This window comes from Stenotrophomonas sp. STEN014 (assembly GCF_056760315.1).
Genome location: NZ_JBRREN010000006.1, coordinates 46,024 through 63,850, shown reverse-complemented (window position 1 = coordinate 63,850; position 17,827 = coordinate 46,024). Strand labels below are relative to the sequence as shown.

Annotated in this window: 12 protein-coding genes and 1 pseudogene; all 13 read left to right on the top strand. The window is 65.5% G+C overall.

The features are described from left to right. The 13 genes and pseudogenes from ACVOMC_RS09890 to ACVOMC_RS09830 all read left to right on the top strand — a co-directional run bounded on the left by ACVOMC_RS09890 (window position 1) and on the right by ACVOMC_RS09830 (window position 17,784). The gene (locus ACVOMC_RS09890) at window positions 1-1,845 is read left to right on the top strand and encodes a chemotaxis protein CheA (protein ID WP_481523801.1); all 1,845 of its coding nucleotides are present in this window, start codon (window positions 1-3) and stop codon (window positions 1,843-1,845) included. A 44-nt stretch (window positions 1,846-1,889) separates the two neighbouring features. Then, a complete protein-coding gene (locus ACVOMC_RS09885; protein WP_057506487.1) occupies window positions 1,890-2,630 on the top strand; it encodes a flagellar motor protein in 741 nt (246 codons plus the stop codon). A 3-nt stretch (window positions 2,631-2,633) separates the two neighbouring features. Next, window positions 2,634-3,593 carry a flagellar motor protein MotD gene (motD, locus tag ACVOMC_RS09880; RefSeq protein WP_057506486.1) on the top strand — a complete coding sequence of 320 codons (960 nt, stop codon included), beginning with the start codon at window positions 2,634-2,636 and terminating at the stop codon, window positions 3,591-3,593. Then, entirely contained in the window at window positions 3,593-4,375 is a 783-nt protein-coding gene (locus ACVOMC_RS09875) for a ParA family protein (protein ID WP_481523800.1), read from the top strand. The genes motD and ACVOMC_RS09875 overlap by 1 nt, the downstream gene beginning before the upstream one ends. A gap of 329 nt (window positions 4,376-4,704) precedes the next feature. Further along, window positions 4,705-5,142: pseudogene (locus ACVOMC_RS09870) on the top strand (chemotaxis protein CheW); the annotation flags it as partial. 102 nt (window positions 5,143-5,244) lie between these two features. Then, window positions 5,245-5,553: an STAS domain-containing protein gene (locus tag ACVOMC_RS09865; RefSeq protein ID WP_054656754.1), complete on the top strand. Its 309-nt coding sequence runs from the start codon at window positions 5,245-5,247 to the stop codon at window positions 5,551-5,553. Then, complete coding sequence (locus tag ACVOMC_RS09860) at window positions 5,550-5,915, top strand: response regulator (RefSeq protein ID WP_054656753.1); 366 nt, start codon at window positions 5,550-5,552, stop codon at window positions 5,913-5,915. The genes ACVOMC_RS09865 and ACVOMC_RS09860 overlap by 4 nt, the downstream gene beginning before the upstream one ends. A 33-nt stretch (window positions 5,916-5,948) precedes the next feature. Further along, window positions 5,949-7,916 carry a chemotaxis protein CheA gene (locus tag ACVOMC_RS09855; RefSeq protein ID WP_481523799.1) on the top strand — a complete coding sequence of 656 codons (1,968 nt, stop codon included), beginning with the start codon at window positions 5,949-5,951 and terminating at the stop codon, window positions 7,914-7,916. 91 nt (window positions 7,917-8,007) lie between these two features. Beyond that, on the top strand, window positions 8,008-9,180 hold the full coding sequence (locus ACVOMC_RS09850) for an OprO/OprP family phosphate-selective porin (protein ID WP_481523798.1): 1,173 nt from the start codon (window positions 8,008-8,010) through the stop codon (window positions 9,178-9,180). Between the two features lie 236 nt (window positions 9,181-9,416). Then, on the top strand, window positions 9,417-11,657 hold the full coding sequence (locus ACVOMC_RS09845) for a methyl-accepting chemotaxis protein (protein WP_481523797.1): 2,241 nt from the start codon (window positions 9,417-9,419) through the stop codon (window positions 11,655-11,657). Window positions 11,658-11,912: 255 nt separating this feature from the next. Next, window positions 11,913-14,165, top strand: coding sequence for a methyl-accepting chemotaxis protein (locus ACVOMC_RS09840; RefSeq protein WP_481523796.1), 2,253 nt, complete (start codon window positions 11,913-11,915; stop codon window positions 14,163-14,165). A gap of 184 nt (window positions 14,166-14,349) precedes the next feature. Beyond that, the gene (locus tag ACVOMC_RS09835; RefSeq protein WP_481523795.1) at window positions 14,350-16,854 is read left to right on the top strand and encodes a methyl-accepting chemotaxis protein; all 2,505 of its coding nucleotides are present in this window, start codon (window positions 14,350-14,352) and stop codon (window positions 16,852-16,854) included. Window positions 16,855-17,010: 156 nt separating this feature from the next. Continuing rightward, the gene (locus ACVOMC_RS09830) at window positions 17,011-17,784 is read left to right on the top strand and encodes a flagellar brake protein (RefSeq protein WP_481523794.1); all 774 of its coding nucleotides are present in this window, start codon (window positions 17,011-17,013) and stop codon (window positions 17,782-17,784) included. Window positions 17,785-17,827 lie beyond the last annotated feature (43 nt).

Genomic DNA, 17,827 nt, shown 5'->3' with positions numbered 1-17,827 from the left:
ATGAGTGCTTTTGCCGACGACATCGCCGCCGACTTCATCCTTGAAGCGCAGGAAATCCTCGATCGCCTCGGCGAGCAACTGGTGGCGCTGGAACAGGCCCCGCAGGATGCCGACCAGCTCAATGTGGTGTTCCGCGGTTTCCACACGCTCAAGGGCGGCGCCGGCTTCCTGTCGATCACGCCGATGGTCGAGCTGTGCCATGCGGCAGAAGAAACCCTGGGCATGGCCCGGTCTGGCAAGGCCCAATTGCTGGCCCATCATTTCGATGCCGCCCAGCAATCGCTGGACTGGCTGCAGTCGATGCTCGATGCGGTGTCCGCCGGCACCGACCCGGCTCACGCCCCGGCCAGCCTGATCGCCCAGTTCGACATCGGCGCGGCGCCCGTCGCTGCGCCGGTGAAAACCGCGCCGGCCGCCGCCGACAGCGACCTGATCAGCGAGGACGAATTCGAAGCGCTGCTGGACGCCCTGCACGGCCCCACCGCGCCCGGCGCGGCCCCCGCAGCCAAAGCGGGCGATGACCTGATCAGCGAAGATGAGTTTGAAGCGTTGCTCGACCAGCTGCATGGAGGCGCCGCCCCAGGCGCGCAATCTGCTGCCGCTGCGCCGCCAGCGCCCGCCGCAACGGCAACGCCTCCTGCCCCGGCGTCCCGGCCGGCACCGCCGCCCAAAGCCACAGGCAAGGCGACCGAAGCCGAGCAGACGGTACGCGTGGACACCAAGCGGCTGGATGCCATCGTCAACCTGATCGGTGAGCTGGTACTGGCCCGCAACCGTCTCAAGACCCTGCGCACGCGGTTGAAGGACGAGGAACTGGATCGTGCCGTGTCCACCCTGGATATCGCCACCGCGCGCCTGCAATCGGCAGTCATGCGCACGCGCATGCAGCCGGTCGGCAAGGTGTTCTCGCGCTTCCCCAAGGTCGCCCGTGACGTCGCGCGCTCGTTGAACAAGGAAGTGGACCTGGAGCTGATCGGCGCCGACACCGAGCTGGACCGCAATCTGGTCGAAGCCTTGGCCGATCCGCTGGTGCACCTGGTGCGCAACGCCATCGACCACGGCGTGGAAGCGCCCGACTTGCGTGAAGCGCAGGGCAAACCGCGCGTGGGCCAGGTCCGCCTGACCGCGCAGCAGGAAGGCGACTACGTCTCCATCGAGATCCAGGATGACGGGGCCGGCATCGATCCCGAGCGCCTGCGCGCCAAGGCCCGCGAGAAGGGCCTGATCGATCCGGAAGCCGCCGCCCGCCTGAGCAGCGAGGAATGCCTGCACCTGGTGTTCCTGCCCGGCTTTTCGACCAAACAGCAGGTCACCGACATCTCCGGCCGCGGCGTGGGCATGGACGTGGTGCAGTCGCGCATCCGCGAACTCAGCGGCCAGATCCAGATCCAGTCCGAACTCGGTCGCGGCAGCCGCTTCCTGATCCGTGTGCCGTTGACCCTGGCAATCCTGCCGACGCTGCTGGTGCAGGCCGGTCAGGATGTCTACGCGCTGCCGCTGGCGCGCGTGATGGAAGTGCTGCACGCCCCGGCCACCGCGCTGGGCTGGTTCGACGGCCGCGCGGTGCTGGACCGCAAATCGCACACGCTGGCACTGGTGGACCTGCGCCGCTGGCTGGACGTGACCCCGGCGGCCTCGCAGCTGCTGACCATTGTCGTGCTGCAGGTCGGCGAAGCGCGCTTCGGCCTGGTGGTGGATCAGGTGCGTGGCCGCGAAGAAGTGGTGATCAAACCCCTGCCCAAGGCGCTGCGCGGTCTGCCGGGCTACGCCGGCGCGACCCTGATCGGTGATGGCCGCATGGCGCTGATCCTCGACGTCGATGGCCTGCGCAACCCGCAGGACTGACGCTTCCCGTTCAAGTAGCCCCACTCAAGGCCGATATCTTTCAAATGGACAGACTCAGCATCATCGGACTTTTTCTCGCGCTGGCCTCGCTGGTCGGCGGCAGCATCCTGAAAGGTGCCGGGCTGTCGTCGCTGTGGTCGCCGGCGGCGTTTGTGATCGTCATCGTCGGCACGGCGGCGGCGATCCTGCTGCACACCTCGCCAGCCGTCTTCAAGCACGCCTTCAAGATCGTGCGCTGGGTGGTGCGGCCGCCGGAAAGTGACCGTCAGGCATTGATCCAGCAGATCGTGGACTGGAGCAACATCGCCCGCCGCCAGGGTCTGCTCGGACTGGAACCGCAGGTGGAGCTGCAGGACGACCCGTTCGTACGCAAAGGCCTGCAACTGGTGGTCGATGGCGTGGAGCCGGAAACCATCCGCCACATCATGGAGATCGAACTGGGCAGCCAGGAACACCGTGACCTGGCCGCGACCAAGGTGTTCGAGGGCATGGGCATCTACGCCCCAACCCTGGGCATCATCGGCGCGGTGCTGGGCCTGATCGCGGTCATGAAGAACCTGGCCGATCCGAGCAAGCTCGGTCACGGCATCGCCGCGGCGTTCACCGCCACCATCTACGGCATCGCCTCGGCCAACCTGCTGTTCCTGCCCGTGGCCGCCAAGCTCAAGGGCGTGATCGCCCACAACAGCCGCGAGCACGAGATGATCATCGAAGGGCTGATCGCCATTGCCCAGGGCGAGAACCCGCGCAATATCGAAACCAGCCTGGCCGGCTTCGTGAACTGAGCCATGGCCCGTCGCAAACCACACGAAGAACACGGCAACCACGAGGCATGGGCGATCCCGTATGCCGACCTGATGACGCTGCTGCTCGCCTTTTTCGTGGTGATGTATGCCATTTCCTCGGTCAACGAGGGCAAATACCGGGTGATGGCCGATGCGTTGACCACCGCCTTCGGCGGCGCGCCGCGTACCGTCAGCCAGGTGCAGGTGGGCAACCAGCAGCTGCAGGGGGGCGGTTTTGACAGCCCCTCGGTGATCCGCGCCCCAAGCATGACCGGCGGCGCGATGAATGACCCTACCCGCTTGCCGGCGATGGCCTCGCAGATGCGTATGCCCGTATCGATGCGCGACCACGCGCAGCTGCAACGGGCCGAGCGCCAGCTCAACCAGATCGCCGACCAGCTCAGCGAAGCCCTGGCCCCGCTGGTCAAGCAAGGGGTGATCACCGTGCGCCGCACCGAGCTGTGGATCGAGGTCGAGATCAACAGCGACATCCTGTTCGGCACCGGCTCGGCGGCACTGGACCGCGACGCCCGCCAGACCCTGGCCAAACTGGCCGAAGTGCTGCAGGCCGCGCCCAATGGCGTGCGCGTGGAGGGCCATACCGACAACCTGCCGATCGCCACCGCGCAGTTCCCGTCCAACTGGGAGCTGTCGGCCGCGCGCGCGGCCAGCGTGGTGCACCTGTTCGCCGATCACGGGGTGCAGCCGGACCGGCTGGCGATGGTGGGCTACGGCGAATTCCGCCCGCGCGACAGCAACACGCTGGCCGAAGGCCGCAACCGCAACCGCCGGGTGATGGTGATCATCCTGGCCGATTCCGCCGCCAGCGTGGACGCGCTGTCCGACGGCATCACCACCGCGGCTGCCGACGCCCCTGCGCCGGCCAGCGCCGGCGACGGCGCCCCCCCGCCAGCCCGGGCCGCCAGCCCGGTCCTGACGGATGCTATTGAAGGAGTGCATTGATGCGTATCTGGGCCGTTGCCAACCAGAAAGGTGGCGTTGGCAAAACCACAACCACGCTGGCGCTGGGCCGCGGCCTGGCCGCGCTGGGCCACAAGGTCCTGCTGATCGACCTGGATCCGCACTCCTCGCTGACCCGCGCGTTCGGCGTCCCGCTCGAACCGGCACCGACCGGCGTACTGGAGCTGTTCGCCACGCCGCCGGCCGACATCGGCACGCTCAGCCATGCCAGCCGCATTCCCGGCCTGGATTACCTGTGCGCCCAGGCGGCACTGGCCACGCTGGAGCGCCGCAGCGCCAACCAGCCCGGGCTGGGGCTCGCCCTGCAACAGGCGTTCACCCGCCATGGCGGGCAGCACGACTACATCCTGCTGGACTGCGCGCCCACGCTGGGCCTGCTGATGATCAACGCGCTGGCCGCCGCCGATCGTCTGATCATTCCCACCCAGGCCGAGCCGCTGGCGCTGCACGGGCTCGACGGCATGGTCCGCACGGGCGAGATGGTCGAGCGCTCGCGCCAGCGTCCGCTGCCGATCTCGATCCTGCCGACCTTGTTCGACCGCCGCACCCGCACCGGCAACGAAACCCTCAAGCAGATGCAGGACCGGCACGGCGCGCGCGTCTGGGAAGAGGCGATCCCGGTGGACACCAGCATCTCCAACCCGAACGCGCTGACTGTACCGGCGATCGGCGACGCCTATCCCGGTCGTGCGCTGCTGGCCTACCGGCGGGCGCTGGAATGGCTGCGCGGCGCCGATGCCAGCCAGCTGGAGCACGCGGCATGAGCAACACCGACGTGCTGGATGACTACCTGGGCGAACTGCTGCAAACCGTAGTCCCGGCCGCGCCTGCGGCAGCGGTCGAGGCCATCGCCATGGCGCTGCCGGCTGTACCCGAGCCCGAACCGGAACCCGAACCGCTGTCTGAACCACTGCCAGAACCCGCAGCGGCAGGGCCGACAATGGTTTCCGAATCCGAGCCGGCTCCCATCGTCGATGCGGCGCCTGCGACAGCCCCCCCGCCGCGCATGGCGGCGGCGATGCCGCCCGCCCCGGCGACTGGCAATGCCTGGGCCACCTTGCAGGCGCAGGCCCGCGAGGCCTACCAGCCACGCCAGCGCCGTGCCAGCGAGCGCACCTCGCGCTGGCTGCGGTTGCGCTGCGGCGGCCAGACCTATGCGCTGGAACTGCTCAAGGTCCAGGAAGTGGTCCTGCCGGTGCCGCTGCTCGGTCTGCGCGGCACCGCGCCCTCGATGCTGGGCATCATGAACCTGCGCGGCCAGGTGGTTCCGGTGATCGATCTGGGCCTGCACCTGGGCTTTGCACCGATCATCGAGGACAGCCAGACCCGCATCGTGGTGCTGGAAGAGAACGGCGACACCCTGGGACTGCGCGTGTCGGCGGTGGAGGACGTGGCCAACCTGACCGACTCCCAGATCGAGCCACCCGATACCGCGCGCATCTGCCAGATTTCCAACGCGCTGTTCCGTGGCGTGGCCCGCCTTGGCCGGCAACCGATGATCCTGCTGGATGCCGCGCAGCTGCTGCACTGACCCCGGCGCCGCTGCCCTGCCGGCCATCCGGCGCGGCGACAGCGCTAAAGATGCGCCAGAAGCGGCCGCTAATTGCCCTAGTAACGTTCGTCCGGAGCAATGATGAGCACAGTGGCACTGGCACAGGATCTCGGCATCGAGACCAGCAGCGATTTGAAACAACAGCTTGCCCCCTATCTGGAACAGACCGGCGAGCTGCGCGTGGATGCCAGCCAGGTCGGCCGCATCCACACCGCCGCCGTGCAGGTGCTGTGCGCCTTTGTGATCGCCCGCCGCCAGGCAGGCCACAGCACCGTCTTCGACAACGGCACCAACACCTTCCTCGACGCCGCGCGACTGCTCGGCGTCCTCCAGACCTTCGGGCTGGAAGCAACCTCTGATCAACTGAAATCTGTGGAGAACGCCGCATGAGCGCACGTATCTTGGTGGTGGACGATTCGGCGTCGATGCGCCAGATGGTTTCTTTCGCCCTTACTTCGGCCGGCTATTCCGTCGAGGAGGCCGAAGACGGCGCCGTGGCCCTGGGCCGCGCCAAAGGCCAGCGCTTCAACGCGGTAGTGACCGACGTGAACATGCCCAACATGGACGGCATCTCGCTGATCCGCGAGTTGCGCCAGCTGGCCGACTACAAGTTCACCCCGATGCTGATGCTTACCACCGAATCGGCGGCCGACAAGAAGTCCGAAGGCAAGGCCGCCGGTGCCACCGGCTGGCTGGTGAAGCCGTTCAACCCCGAACAGCTCGTCGCCACCGTCCAGAAAGTCCTGGGCTGATCGCCCTCCCCGCCCCCACCACGGAACCCGCTGATGAGCATGGACCTGCAACGTTTCCACGCCACTTTCTTCGAAGAAAGCCGCGAAGGACTGGACGCAATGGAAGCTGGCCTGCTGGCGCTGGAAGGCGGGCAACTGGATCCGGAGATCATTAACTCGGTGTTCCGCGCCGCCCACTCGATCAAAGGGGGCGCCGGGACGTTCGGCTTCGACGCCATGGCCAATCTGACCCATGTGCTGGAAACGCTGCTGGACGAGCTGCGTGCCGGCAAGCGGGCACTGGAACCGGCCGCCATCGATGCGATGTTGACCTCGGTGGATGTGCTGCGCGCGCTGCTGCGGGAAGTGGAGCATGGCCAGCCGGCCGATCCGCAGGCCGTGCAGGCCGTGACCGCCCGTCTGCAGGCCGTGCTTTCCGGCCAGGCCGCCCCGGTGGCCGCCGCCAAAACCGAAGACGAAACCCCGGACGGCTGGCAGATCGGCTTCACCCCGGCGCCGTCACTGTTCATGAGCGGCAACGACCCGCTGCGCATCATCCGCGAACTGGAGACCCTGGGCTCGTTGCAGGTGGCCGCGCGCGTGGAGCGCCTGCCCGGCTTCAACCAGCTCGATCCGCTGGAAGCCTACCTGGCCTGGGATCTGGGCCTGATCGGCGAGGTGCCACGCAGCAAGATCGAAGACACCTTCGCCTGGGTGGTGGACGACTGCGAGCTGGATATCCGTCCGGCCGCACCGCCGAGTCTGGCGATGCCGGCTGCCGAGAACAGCGCCGTCGCCGAGCCGGCGCGCTCACCGGCCGCCGCGGCCACACCCGGCGGCAACAGCCACGAAGCCGAAAGCTCGATCCGTGTCAGCGTGGACAAGGTCGATGCGCTGATCAACCTGGTCGGCGAGCTGGTCATCACCCAGGCCATGCTCAAGCAGGTGTCCGGCGGCCTGGATCCGGTCCACGCCGAACAGCTGTTCGCCGGGCTGGACCTGCTCGAACGCAACACCCGCGACCTGCAGGAAGCCGTCATCAGCGTGCGTATGCTGCCGGTGGACGCCGTGTTCCGCCGCTTCCCGCGGCTGGTCCGTGACCTGTCCTCGCGACTGGGCAAGCAGGTCCGCCTGCGCACGATCGGCGAAGGCACCGAACTGGACAAGGGACTGATCGAGAAGATCGCCGATCCGCTGGTCCATCTGGTGCGCAACTCGATCGACCATGGTCTGGAAATGCCCGACGTGCGTCGCGCCGCCGGCAAGGACGAAACCGGCACGATCACCCTGGCGGCCTCGCATCAGGGCGGCCATATCGTGATCGAAGTCAGCGACGACGGCCGCGGCCTGAACCGCGCCAAGATTCTGGAAAAAGCCTACGAGCGCGGCCTCAACATACCCGACAACCCGACCGATTCGCAGGTCTGGGACCTGATCTTCCAGCCCGGCTTCTCCACCGCCGATGCGGTGACCGAGCTGTCCGGACGCGGCGTGGGCATGGACGTGGTCCGCCGCAATATCCAGGCGCTGGGCGGCGAAGTGCAGCTGGAAAGCAATACCGGCGCCGGCACCCGTGTGCTGATCCGGCTGCCGCTGACCCTGGCCATCCTCGACGGCATGACCGTGTCGGTGGCCGGTGAAACCCTGATCCTGCCACTGGCCTACGTGCTTGAAGCGCTGCAGCCACAGGCCGATGACATCCGCACCATGGCCGGCGAAGGCCGCGTGCTGCGCGTGCGGGGCGAGTACCTGCCGATCCTGTCGCTGAGTGAGCACTATGGCTACAGCGGCCGGACCAATGCCGATCCGCTGGTGGTCGTGGTCGAGGGCGATGGGCAGAAGATCGCACTGGAAGTGGATGAACTGGTCGGCCAGCAACAGGTGGTGGTCAAGAACATCGAGAACAACTATCGCCGCATCGCCGGCGTCTCCGGCGCCACCATCCTCGGCGATGGCCGCGTGGCGTTGATTGTGGATATCGGCGGACTGGTCCGCTCGCTGCGCATGCAGCAAGCCGCCTGAGCCACGGCTGATAATCCCCGTTCCATCCGCAGCGCCATGATCTTCCGGTCATGGCGCTTCTTCTTGTGCATTTTCCCTGCCGTGGATCCGCATGAAACGTATCGCCCTGCCCTGCCTGCTGTTGTGCGTGACCCTGCCCGCCGCGGCCCAGACCCAGACATGGCCCCCCCGGCTGAAAACCGCAAGCGGCGACGAGCTGACGCTGACCGGCAACGTCGCCTACGACGCCGCCGATTTCTCGGGAAGCGGACATGCCGGTGCCGTGCTGCATGACGAAACCGGTTGGCGCCGAAAGGAGTTCGGCATCGGCTACAAGCGCGCCGGCCGCTATGACGTCACTGTCGGCTACGACTTCCAGTCAAAGACCTGGCTGGATGTGGCGCTGCGCCTGGAGACCAAGGCACTGTTCGGTCGGGACCTGGGCAAACTGCGTCTGGGCCAGAGCAAGATGGCAGTGGGATTCGAGGGGGCGACCGCATCACGTGCCGGCAGCTACATCGAGGCCTCGCTGCCGACCCAGGCGTTCTATGAAAGCCGCCGCACCGGTGTGGACTGGGCATACGAGCAGCCTCTGTACATCGTCAACGCCGGGTACTACTTCGGCTCCGACCTGCAGGGCAACAACCGGGGCGACACCGCTGCGGCGCGGTTGGCATGGACACCCTGGAAGGCATCGGGAAACGTTCTCCACCTGGGCGTGTCCGCCTCGAAGGAATCCCCGGAAGGCGAAATCGACGGACGCGACCAGTACCGCGCACCCACCGCCCGTTGGCGGGCGCGTGCCGGCTCAGCGCTGACCACCGACCGGCTGGTCGACTCGGGCACCCTGCGGGACATCCAGCAATTGCAGCGTCGGGGGATTGAAGCGCTGTGGATCAACGGGCCGTGGTCGCTGCAGGGCGAATACCAGCAACAGACCGCCCGGCGCGGCAGCGGACTTCCGGGCTACCGCGGGTATGGCGGCTATGCCAGCGCCAGCTGGCTGGTGACCGGGGAATCCCGCCCGTACTCCGCCGGCAATGTCGGCAACCCCAAACCGGCCCATCGCCATGGCGCAGTCGAACTGCTGCTGCGCCGCGATCACCTTGATCTGGACGACGCCGGCATCGCCGGCGGTCGCGCCAGAAGCTGGACGCTGGGTGCCAATTGGTACCTGGGGCCGAACCTGAAGTTCCAGGGCAACTACGTCCGTGCCGACGCCCGGCGGGCTGGGTCCCACGTCGACCCGCATCTGCTGAGCCTGCGCGCACAGCTGCATTTCTGACCACCGCAAAAACCCTGGCCGCCGCGCCATCGCGCGGTCCTGGGCGGCAGCCGGCGCCTTCGCATCGCCCTTTCGCGGCCGCACTTCAGGAAATTCCGCGCGCGCCGCTACCCGTATCAGCCCGGCTGCCACCGGGCAAAGAACGCGCTTTCGAACACCTTTTCTCTCCCCCGTTGTGCCCGATCTGGCGCTTCTGGCGGGCATGCCCTACCTGTAGTCGATTCGGAGAGTCTGTAATGGAGTTCTTTCGCAACCTCACGATCGCACGGAAACTTGCGATCGCATTCACGCTGACAACACTGACCACCATTGCGCTGGGCGGTTTTGCCCTGTTGCGACTGGATGCCGCCAACAACCAGCTGCAAGCCGTCAGCAACCGCGACATGCCGTCGGTGCAATACATGGGCGAAATCCGCTCCCAGCTGGGCGAGTACCGCACCTTCGAGATCGCCCAGCTCACCCGTCTGAACGAGCCCGAGGCGGTCGCCGACTACGACCGCCGCATGGCCGAAATCGAAGATGCTGTCGCCAAACTCAAGACCCGCTATGAAGCGCTCCACAGCGACAGCCAGGAAAAAGCCCTGTACGCCAAGGTCGCTTCCACGCTGGAAGACTATTTCGCCGCGCACCGCCTGATCGAACAGGCCCTGGCCAGCGGTGATCCGGTCAGCGCGCAGGCGGTCTCCGACGAGCAGTCCCGCCCAAAACGCCGGGTGCTGTTCGATGCCTTGAAGGCCTTGAACGAGTACAGCGTCGCCACCCTCGACAGCCAGATCGCCAACGCCAACCGCAGCCACAGCCGTAGCAGCATGGCCATCGTGCTGTCGATCATTGCACTGGCACTGTTGTCAGCCGGATTGGGCGTGCTGATTGTGCGTGCCATCGTACGGCCCCTGGGTGATGCCGTCCGCGTCGCCAACGATGTGGCCGCCGGCAAACTCGAAGGAAGCATCGACAGTTCGCGGCAGGACGAAGTGGGCAAGCTGCTCAGCGCGATGCAGCGCATGCAGGCCCAGCTGCGGGCGGTGATCGATGCACAGGTTGAAATGTCGCGCCAGCACGATGGCGGCAGCATCAGCTACCGCATCGACGCCGATGCCTTCCCCGGCGACTACAGGGTGATGGTGGCCGAGACCAACAATCTGGTCACCAACCATATCAACGTGAAAATGCAGGCCATCGGGATCGTCCAGCGCTATGCCATCGGCGACCTGACGCCGGATATGCCGGTGTTGCCGGGCGAGAAGCGTGTCATCACCGACACCATGGCGACGATCAAGCAGAACCTGGCCGCCATCAACAGCGAGATCAAGCGCCTGGCCTCGGCCGCGGCCGTCGGCGACTTCAAACAGCGCGGCGATCTGGACGCCTACCAGCACGATTTCCGTGACATGGTGGCCGGCCTGAACAGCCTGATGGAAACCACCGATGACAACCTGCTGGAAGTCTCCCGACTGCTGCAGGCCATCGCCAGTGGCGACCTGAGCGCGCGGATGCACGGCCAATTCCATGGTGTGTTCGCCACCATGCGCGACGACGCCAATGCCACGGTCTCGCAGTTGACCGGCATTGTCGGCCGCATCCAGCACGCGGCATCGAGCATCAACCAGGCCGCCGGCGAGATCGCCACCGGCAACCAGGATCTGTCGCAGCGGACCGAGCAACAGGCCGCCAACCTGGAGGAAACCGCCGCCTCGATGGAGGAGCTGACCTCCACCGTGCGCCAGAACGCCGAATCGGCCCGCCAGGCCAACCAGCTGGCCATCGGCGCGCACACCGTCGCCTCACAGGGCGGTAAAGTGGTCGGTCAGGTGGTGGCCACGATGGATGCCATCGAGGGTTCATCGAAGAAGATCGCAGACATCATTTCGGTGATCGACGGCATCGCCTTCCAGACCAACATTCTGGCGCTCAACGCGGCGGTGGAAGCGGCGCGCGCCGGCGAACAGGGCCGTGGTTTCGCCGTGGTCGCCAGTGAAGTGCGTACCCTGGCCCAGCGCTCGGCCGCGGCTGCCAAGGAGATCAAGGAGCTGATCGATGCATCTGTGCAGAATGTCACCGGCGGCAGCAAGCTGGTCCGCCAGGCCGGCACCACCATGGGCGAGATCGTCTCTTCGGTGCAGCGCGTGACCGACATCATGGCCGAGATTTCCGCCGCCTCGCAGGAGCAAAGCGCAGGCATCGAGCAGGTCAACCAGACGGTGATGCAGATGGACGAAACCACCCAGCAGAACGCCGCGCTGGTGGAGGAAGCCACCGCCGCCGCGCGCTCGATGGAAGAACAGGCCCGGTTGCTGGCCGCTGCTGTGGCGGTATTCCGTTTGGATGCCACCGCTGCCCCCGCGACGATGGCACACGTGCACCGCGCCCCGGCGATTCCCGCACTGAAACCGGCACGGCAGCCGCGCGCGATGACCGCCAATGCACGTCCTCTCCCGCTTCCCTCCAGCAACGAGGACAGCTGGCAGGAGTTCTGAAACCCGCCGCAGCCGTGTTCGTCGCGCTTGCAGCCCTCGCCCCTTCGGGCGGGGGCTTTTTACTTTAGAAACAGGCCCCTGATGTCGCCGCGCATTCACGCAAGTGATTATTTTGCATAGACATTTCAGACCATCCAAAAGCGTCTTTTACTCAAGCGACACCGTCCCAAGCCGCTATCAGTCCAGGCAACGACGAAGCCGCCTCCCCAGCAGCCTCGGCCCCCTCCCCTGTTCCGATACGAGCACCCGATTCCCATGAAGTGGTTCCTTGACCTTCCCATTGCCCGAAAGCTGGCAGTGGCATTCACCGTAACGACGCTGATGACCATCGCCCTGGGCGTGTTGTCTTTGATGCGCCTGTCCGCACTGAACACGCAGCTGGAGGCGATCCGCGACAACTGGATGCCGGCGGTGGAACACCTGGGCGAAATGCGCGCCTCGCTGGGCGAGTTCCGCACCTTCGAGCTGGCCCGCATCGCCCGCAGGAATGATCCGCAGGAGGCCGACCGTTTCATCGCGCAGCTGGCCAGCGCCCGCAGCGTCATCGAGAACGCCGAGAAGGCGTACGACGCGATTCCCAGCGAATCCAGTACCAACGAGCGTGCGATCTACGACCGCGTCATCGCCGCACGGGTAGCCTATTTCGCCGCCCATGAACGTCTGGCTGCGGCCCTGGATGAGCGCGACCATGATGCGGCGGAACTGATCTCGACCACGGAGTCGAATCCGGCGCGCTACGCCCTGTTCGGTGCGGTCAAGGAGCTGTCGGACTACAACATCAAGCATCTCAACCAGCAGATCGATGAGACCAGCGCCATCTATCGCAACACCGTGATCGTCACGCTGGTCGTGATGACGGCACTGGTGCTGCTGGCCGTACTGCTGGGTTGGGCAATCGCCCGCTCCATCGTCAGTCCACTGCGCAATGCCAGCCAGGTCGCACACGCCATCGCCCGCGGCCAGCTCGACAACCGGATCCTGATTGAGGCCCGCGATGAATCCGGCCAGCTGCTGCAGAGCATGGAGGAGATGCAGAACCAGTTGCGCGCGGTCATCACCGCCCAGCGCGAGATGGCCACACTTCACGACGAGGGCCAGATCAGCTTCCGCATCGACCACAACCGTTTCCCCGGCGACTACGGGCTGATGGTGGCCGAACTCAACGCCCTGGTCGGCAGTCATATCGATGCGGCCAACGCGGTCAGCGCGCTGATGGGGCGCTATGCCATTGGCGACCTGAGCGAAAATTTCCTGCGTTTGCCCGGCGAGAAGGCGGTGCTCACCCAGACCATGGATACGGTCAAGGCCAACCTGCTGGCCATCAGCAACGAGATCGGCACCTTGAGCCAGGCGGCGGTGCGCGGCGATTTCTCCGCACGCGGCGACGAATCGCGCTTCCAGTTCGGCTTCCGCGACATGGTGTCGGACCTGAACCAGCTGATGGCCCGCTCCGATGCCAACCTGCACTCCCTGTCGGTGCTGCTGCAGGCCATTGCCGAAGGCGACCTGACCCAGCGCATGCAGGGGGATTTCCAAGGGGTATTCGCGCAGATGCGCGACGACGCCAACATCACGGTGGAAAAACTGACCGATATCGTCAGCCGCATCCAGGGAGCCGCAGGCAGCATCAACCTCGCCGCCAGCGAGATCGCCACCGGCAACCAGGACCTGTCGCAGCGTACCGAGCAGCAGGCCGCCAATCTGGAGGAAACCGCCGCCTCGATGGAGGAACTGACCTCCACCGTCCGCCAGAACGCCGAGCATGCCCGGCAGGCCAACCAGCTGGCGATCGGCGCGCATACCATCGCGTCCCAGGGGGGCGAAGTCGCCCTGCAGATGGTCACCACCATGACCGCGATCGAGCAGTCGTCGAAGAAGATCGCCGACATCATCACGGTGATCGACGGCATCGCCTTCCAGACCAACATCCTGGCGCTCAACGCCGCGGTGGAAGCGGCGCGTGCCGGCGAACAGGGCCGCGGCTTCGCCGTGGTCGCCTCGGAAGTGCGCACCTTGGCACAGCGTTCGGCCGCAGCCGCCAAGGAGATCAAGACCCTGATCGATGACTCGGTGGAGAAAGTGTCAGAAGGCTCCGCGCTGGTGCACCAGGCCGGCACCACGATGGGCGAAATCGTCGGCAGCGTACAACGCGTGACCGACATCATGGCCGAGATCTCCGCCGCCTCGCAGGAGCAGTCGGCCGGCATCGAGCAGGTCAGCCAGACCGTGATGCAGATGGATGAAAGCACCCAGCAGAACGCCGCGCTGGTGGAAGAAGCCACCGCCGCCGCCCGCGCGATGGAAGAACAGGCCAGCGCCCTGAGCCAGACGGTCGCCCTGTTCCGGCTCGACAGCCGTCACGCCACGAATGGAATAGCGCCAGCACGTAGCAAGCTGACGGCAAAAGCATCCCGCGCGACAACCACAGCTCCGATCAAGCCAGCACTTCGCAAGAGCGTGCGCGCAGAGCAGGCAATGATCGACGCCGGCAACTGGCAGGAGTTCTGAACGACACCGCAGCCCCGCCAGACGGGGGCTTGGGGCCTGGGTCTTTGCTGAGCTTGATGGTCCTCGTTGCAACCGATATCGGGAAACCAACAACGAACTGACACCGCAACAGCCAACCCTGCTCCAACCGGATCAGCCAGGACAGGAACCTCGCGTAAGAAAGTGGCTGAGAACCGCGCACAGAATGCCTGCACGGTGGATATCACTGCAGAAACCCGGCGCCCTGCCGATATCAGGGCGCTGGGGAGCGTTTCGCGAGGAACCCACGGTCCCAGCCACCCCTTCTTTCGACTCAAGTGCATCCGCCATGAAGTCAAGTCTGTTGCTCCGTGCGTTCCGCGATCTACCTTTGAAAAAGAAGTTCATGCTGATGCTCGCGGTACTGGCTGTCGGCATCGTCACGCTGTGCGTGGTCACCGCACAGCGCAACCACTCCGAGCTGATCCAGAATGAGCGCAACACGCTGCATACCCGGGTGGAAGCGGCGCTGGCGTTGGCAAACCGTTACGCTGACCGCGCCGAAGCAGGCGAGCTGAGTCAAGACCAAGCGCAGCAGCTGGCCCTGTCCGCACTTGAATCGCTGCGCAGCGCCAACGGCAGCGATTACGTCTGGGTCAATGACCTGCACCCCACCATGCTGATGCACCCCCACCAGAAGGCACTGAACGGCACAGACCTCAGCAACTCGACAAGTGCCGATGGCAAAAAGATCTTCGTTGAGATGGCCCGTCTGGGCCGCGTCAGCGGCGGTGGCTTCCTCGATTACACCTGGCCGAAGCCCGGCACCGATGCCGCTGTGCAGAAAATCTCCTATGTCGGCCTGCACAAACGCTGGGGCTGGATCATCGGCAGCGGTGAATATACCGATGATATTGAAGCCCGCGCCTGGAGCTTCACCCGTGCGCTGATTATTGCCTGCACGCTGGTCATGCTTTCCGCTCTGCTGCCGTGCCTGTATATCGCCCGCTCGATACTTGGCCCGCTGTCCGCCGCATCCAGGGCAGTTCGCGCAGTTGCCGAAGGCGATCTTTCAGTGCGCCCCCTGCCTGAAGCGTGTGACGAGATTGGGCGGATCCATGCCGACATCGGCCACATGGTTGTGCAGCTGCGCTCGCGCAATGAGCGCGACCAGGTGTTGGCCACCGAGAACCTGCGCATCCGCACCGCACTGGATGATGTCACCACCAACATCATGATCTCCGATGCAGACCTCAACATCCTCTACGCCAACCGGTCACTGTTCCAGATGCTGGAAAAGGCCGAACACGATATCCGCCGCGACTTGCCTGCATTCAATACCACAACACTCATCGGCGCCAATATCGACAGCTTCCACAAGAAGCCAGCACATCAACGGCACGTACTTGGTGAGCTGCGCGGCACCCACCGTGGACAGATCTCGCTCGGTGACCATGTGCTGCGGCAGATCATCAACCCGGTCCGCGACGCCGAAGGTACCCTGCTCGGCTTTGTCGTGGAGTGGGCCGACCGGACCGAGGAGGTTCGGGTCGAACGGGAAGTCAGCCACATCGTGGAAGCCGCCGCGCGCGGCGACCTGTCAAAACGCATCGGACTGGAAGGCAAGGAAGGGTTCCTGCTGCAGCTTTCAGATCAGCTCAATGGCTTGCTGGAAACCTTCAATGGCAGCATCGGCCAGGTCTCGAGGGTACTGACAGCGTTGTCCACCGGCGATCTGACCCAGCGCATGCACGGCGACTTCCATGGCGTGTTCGCGCAGATCCGTGACGATGCCAACACCACCATCGCGCAGCTGACCACGATCATCGGCGACATCCAGGGCGCAGCATCGGGCATCAATCTTGCCGCCCATGAAATCGCCAGCGGCAACCAGGATCTGTCGCAGCGCACCGAGCAGCAGGCCGCCAATCTGGAAGAAACCGCCGCCTCGATGGAGGAGCTGACCTCCACCGTCCGCCAGAATGCCGATCACGCACGTCAGGCCAACCAGTTGGCCATCGGCGCCCATGGTGTCGCCTCGCAGGGAGGCAAAGTGGTTACCCAGGTAGTCACCACCATGACGGCGATCGAACAGTCGTCGAAGAGGATCGCCGACATCATCTCGGTCATCGATGGCATCGCCTTCCAGACCAATATCCTGGCACTGAACGCTGCGGTCGAAGCCGCGCGCGCGGGCGAACAGGGTCGCGGCTTTGCCGTGGTGGCCTCAGAAGTACGTAGCCTGGCCCAGCGCTCGGCCGCAGCGGCCAAGGAGATAAAAAGCCTGATCGACGACTCCGTGGAAAAGGTATCCGAAGGCTCCGCACTGGTGCGTCATGCCGGCGCCACCATGGACGAGATCGTCGGCAGCGTGCAGCGTGTGACCGACATCATGGCCGAGATCTCGTCCGCCTCGCAGGAGCAGTCAGCCGGCATCGAGCAGGTCAACCAGACCGTGGTACAGATGGACGAGACCACCCAGCAGAACGCCGCGCTGGTGGAAGAAGCCACCGCCGCCGCCCGCGCGATGGAAGATCAGGCCAACGCACTCAGCAAGGCCGTTGCGCTGTTCCAGCTGTCAACGACCGTGCCAGCTCCCGTGGCAAAGGTCGCCAAGGTTGCGAGCAAAATACCGAGCGATGCGGCACACGCACGGCCGGTGCTGCGCGAGAAAGCCCCATCAGCGCCTCGTTCTGCGATCACAAGCGGCCAGGACTGGAGCCAGTTCTGATGCACCGTCGTGGAGGCGCCCCGGCACCTCCACGGCCGCAGATCGGCCCGGGACGCGTTACGGACCGGGCTAAAGCAATGGGAAAAGTGGCCGATATCACAGTTTGGCGCTATAGATAGCGTTTCCTGCAGCCCTTGGCCTACTTGCTTACCGATCATGTCCGAGCTTGTACAGACCACCGCCAGCATTCCCTCCTTCGACGGCAATCTCTATGCCGACGACAAATACATCGTCCGCAATCCGCGCCAGATCCAGCTCCTGCTGCAGGCCCTGATCGACCAGCGCGCCACGGTGACGGCCCACCCGGAGGGACGCGAGAACGGATTCCCGACCGCGGTGCTGGAGCTGGACGGCGACACCCTGCTGCTCGACGGCAGCCCGCTGGCGGCAGTCAACCGCGATGCCGCCAATGCGGACTACCTGCTGTGCTTCGCCCTGGTGGACAAGGTCACCGTGCGCTTCCGTCTGCCACAGCTCGAACGCATCGAGGAGCACGGCCGGACCGCGTTCCGCGTCGAGGTACCGGACGAGATCCATCACCTGCAGCGCCGCGACTTCTATCGGCTGGAAACGCCAATTGGCGATTCCCCACACTGCACCCTGCCCATCACCGGCGATGAGGAACCACGCGCCTGGCGGGTGGTCGATATCAGCGCCGGCGGCATCGCCCTGCTATTCCCCGCGGACACCGTGCCACTGCAACTGCAGCAGCGCTATCGCGGCTGCGAACTCCGGCTGCCCGACACGCCGCCCATTCCCGTCACACTGATCGTCTGCAACCAGCGGCTGCAGAAACAGCCCAACGGCAGCGAGCAGCTACGCGTCGGACTGCGCTTTGATGACCTGCCGCGCGGCGCCGACGCGATGATCCAGCGCTACATCTTCCGCGTGGACCGCGAGCGCAAGGCCCGCCTGAACGGCGACTTCTGAGGCGCGGGACCTAAAGTCCTGGCGGCAAACGCCGATACCGGAG

What these genes read in the sequence shown, in the direction of transcription:
- motD (WP_057506486.1), top strand. Translation starts at nt 2,634, where the DNA reads ATGGCCCGTCGCAAACCACACGAAGAACACGGCAACCACGAGGCATGG.
- ACVOMC_RS09855 (WP_481523799.1), top strand. Translation starts at nt 5,949, where the DNA reads ATGAGCATGGACCTGCAACGTTTCCACGCCACTTTCTTCGAAGAAAGC.
- ACVOMC_RS09875 (WP_481523800.1), top strand. Translation starts at nt 3,593, where the DNA reads ATGCGTATCTGGGCCGTTGCCAACCAGAAAGGTGGCGTTGGCAAAACC.
- ACVOMC_RS09890 (WP_481523801.1), top strand. Translation starts at nt 1, where the DNA reads ATGAGTGCTTTTGCCGACGACATCGCCGCCGACTTCATCCTTGAAGCG.
- ACVOMC_RS09845 (WP_481523797.1), top strand. Translation starts at nt 9,417, where the DNA reads ATGGAGTTCTTTCGCAACCTCACGATCGCACGGAAACTTGCGATCGCA.
- ACVOMC_RS09865 (WP_054656754.1), top strand. Translation starts at nt 5,245, where the DNA reads ATGAGCACAGTGGCACTGGCACAGGATCTCGGCATCGAGACCAGCAGC.
- ACVOMC_RS09830 (WP_481523794.1), top strand. Translation starts at nt 17,011, where the DNA reads ATGTCCGAGCTTGTACAGACCACCGCCAGCATTCCCTCCTTCGACGGC.
- ACVOMC_RS09860 (WP_054656753.1), top strand. Translation starts at nt 5,550, where the DNA reads ATGAGCGCACGTATCTTGGTGGTGGACGATTCGGCGTCGATGCGCCAG.
- ACVOMC_RS09840 (WP_481523796.1), top strand. Translation starts at nt 11,913, where the DNA reads ATGAAGTGGTTCCTTGACCTTCCCATTGCCCGAAAGCTGGCAGTGGCA.
- ACVOMC_RS09835 (WP_481523795.1), top strand. Translation starts at nt 14,350, where the DNA reads ATGCCTGCACGGTGGATATCACTGCAGAAACCCGGCGCCCTGCCGATA.
- ACVOMC_RS09850 (WP_481523798.1), top strand. Translation starts at nt 8,008, where the DNA reads ATGAAACGTATCGCCCTGCCCTGCCTGCTGTTGTGCGTGACCCTGCCC.
- ACVOMC_RS09885 (WP_057506487.1), top strand. Translation starts at nt 1,890, where the DNA reads ATGGACAGACTCAGCATCATCGGACTTTTTCTCGCGCTGGCCTCGCTG.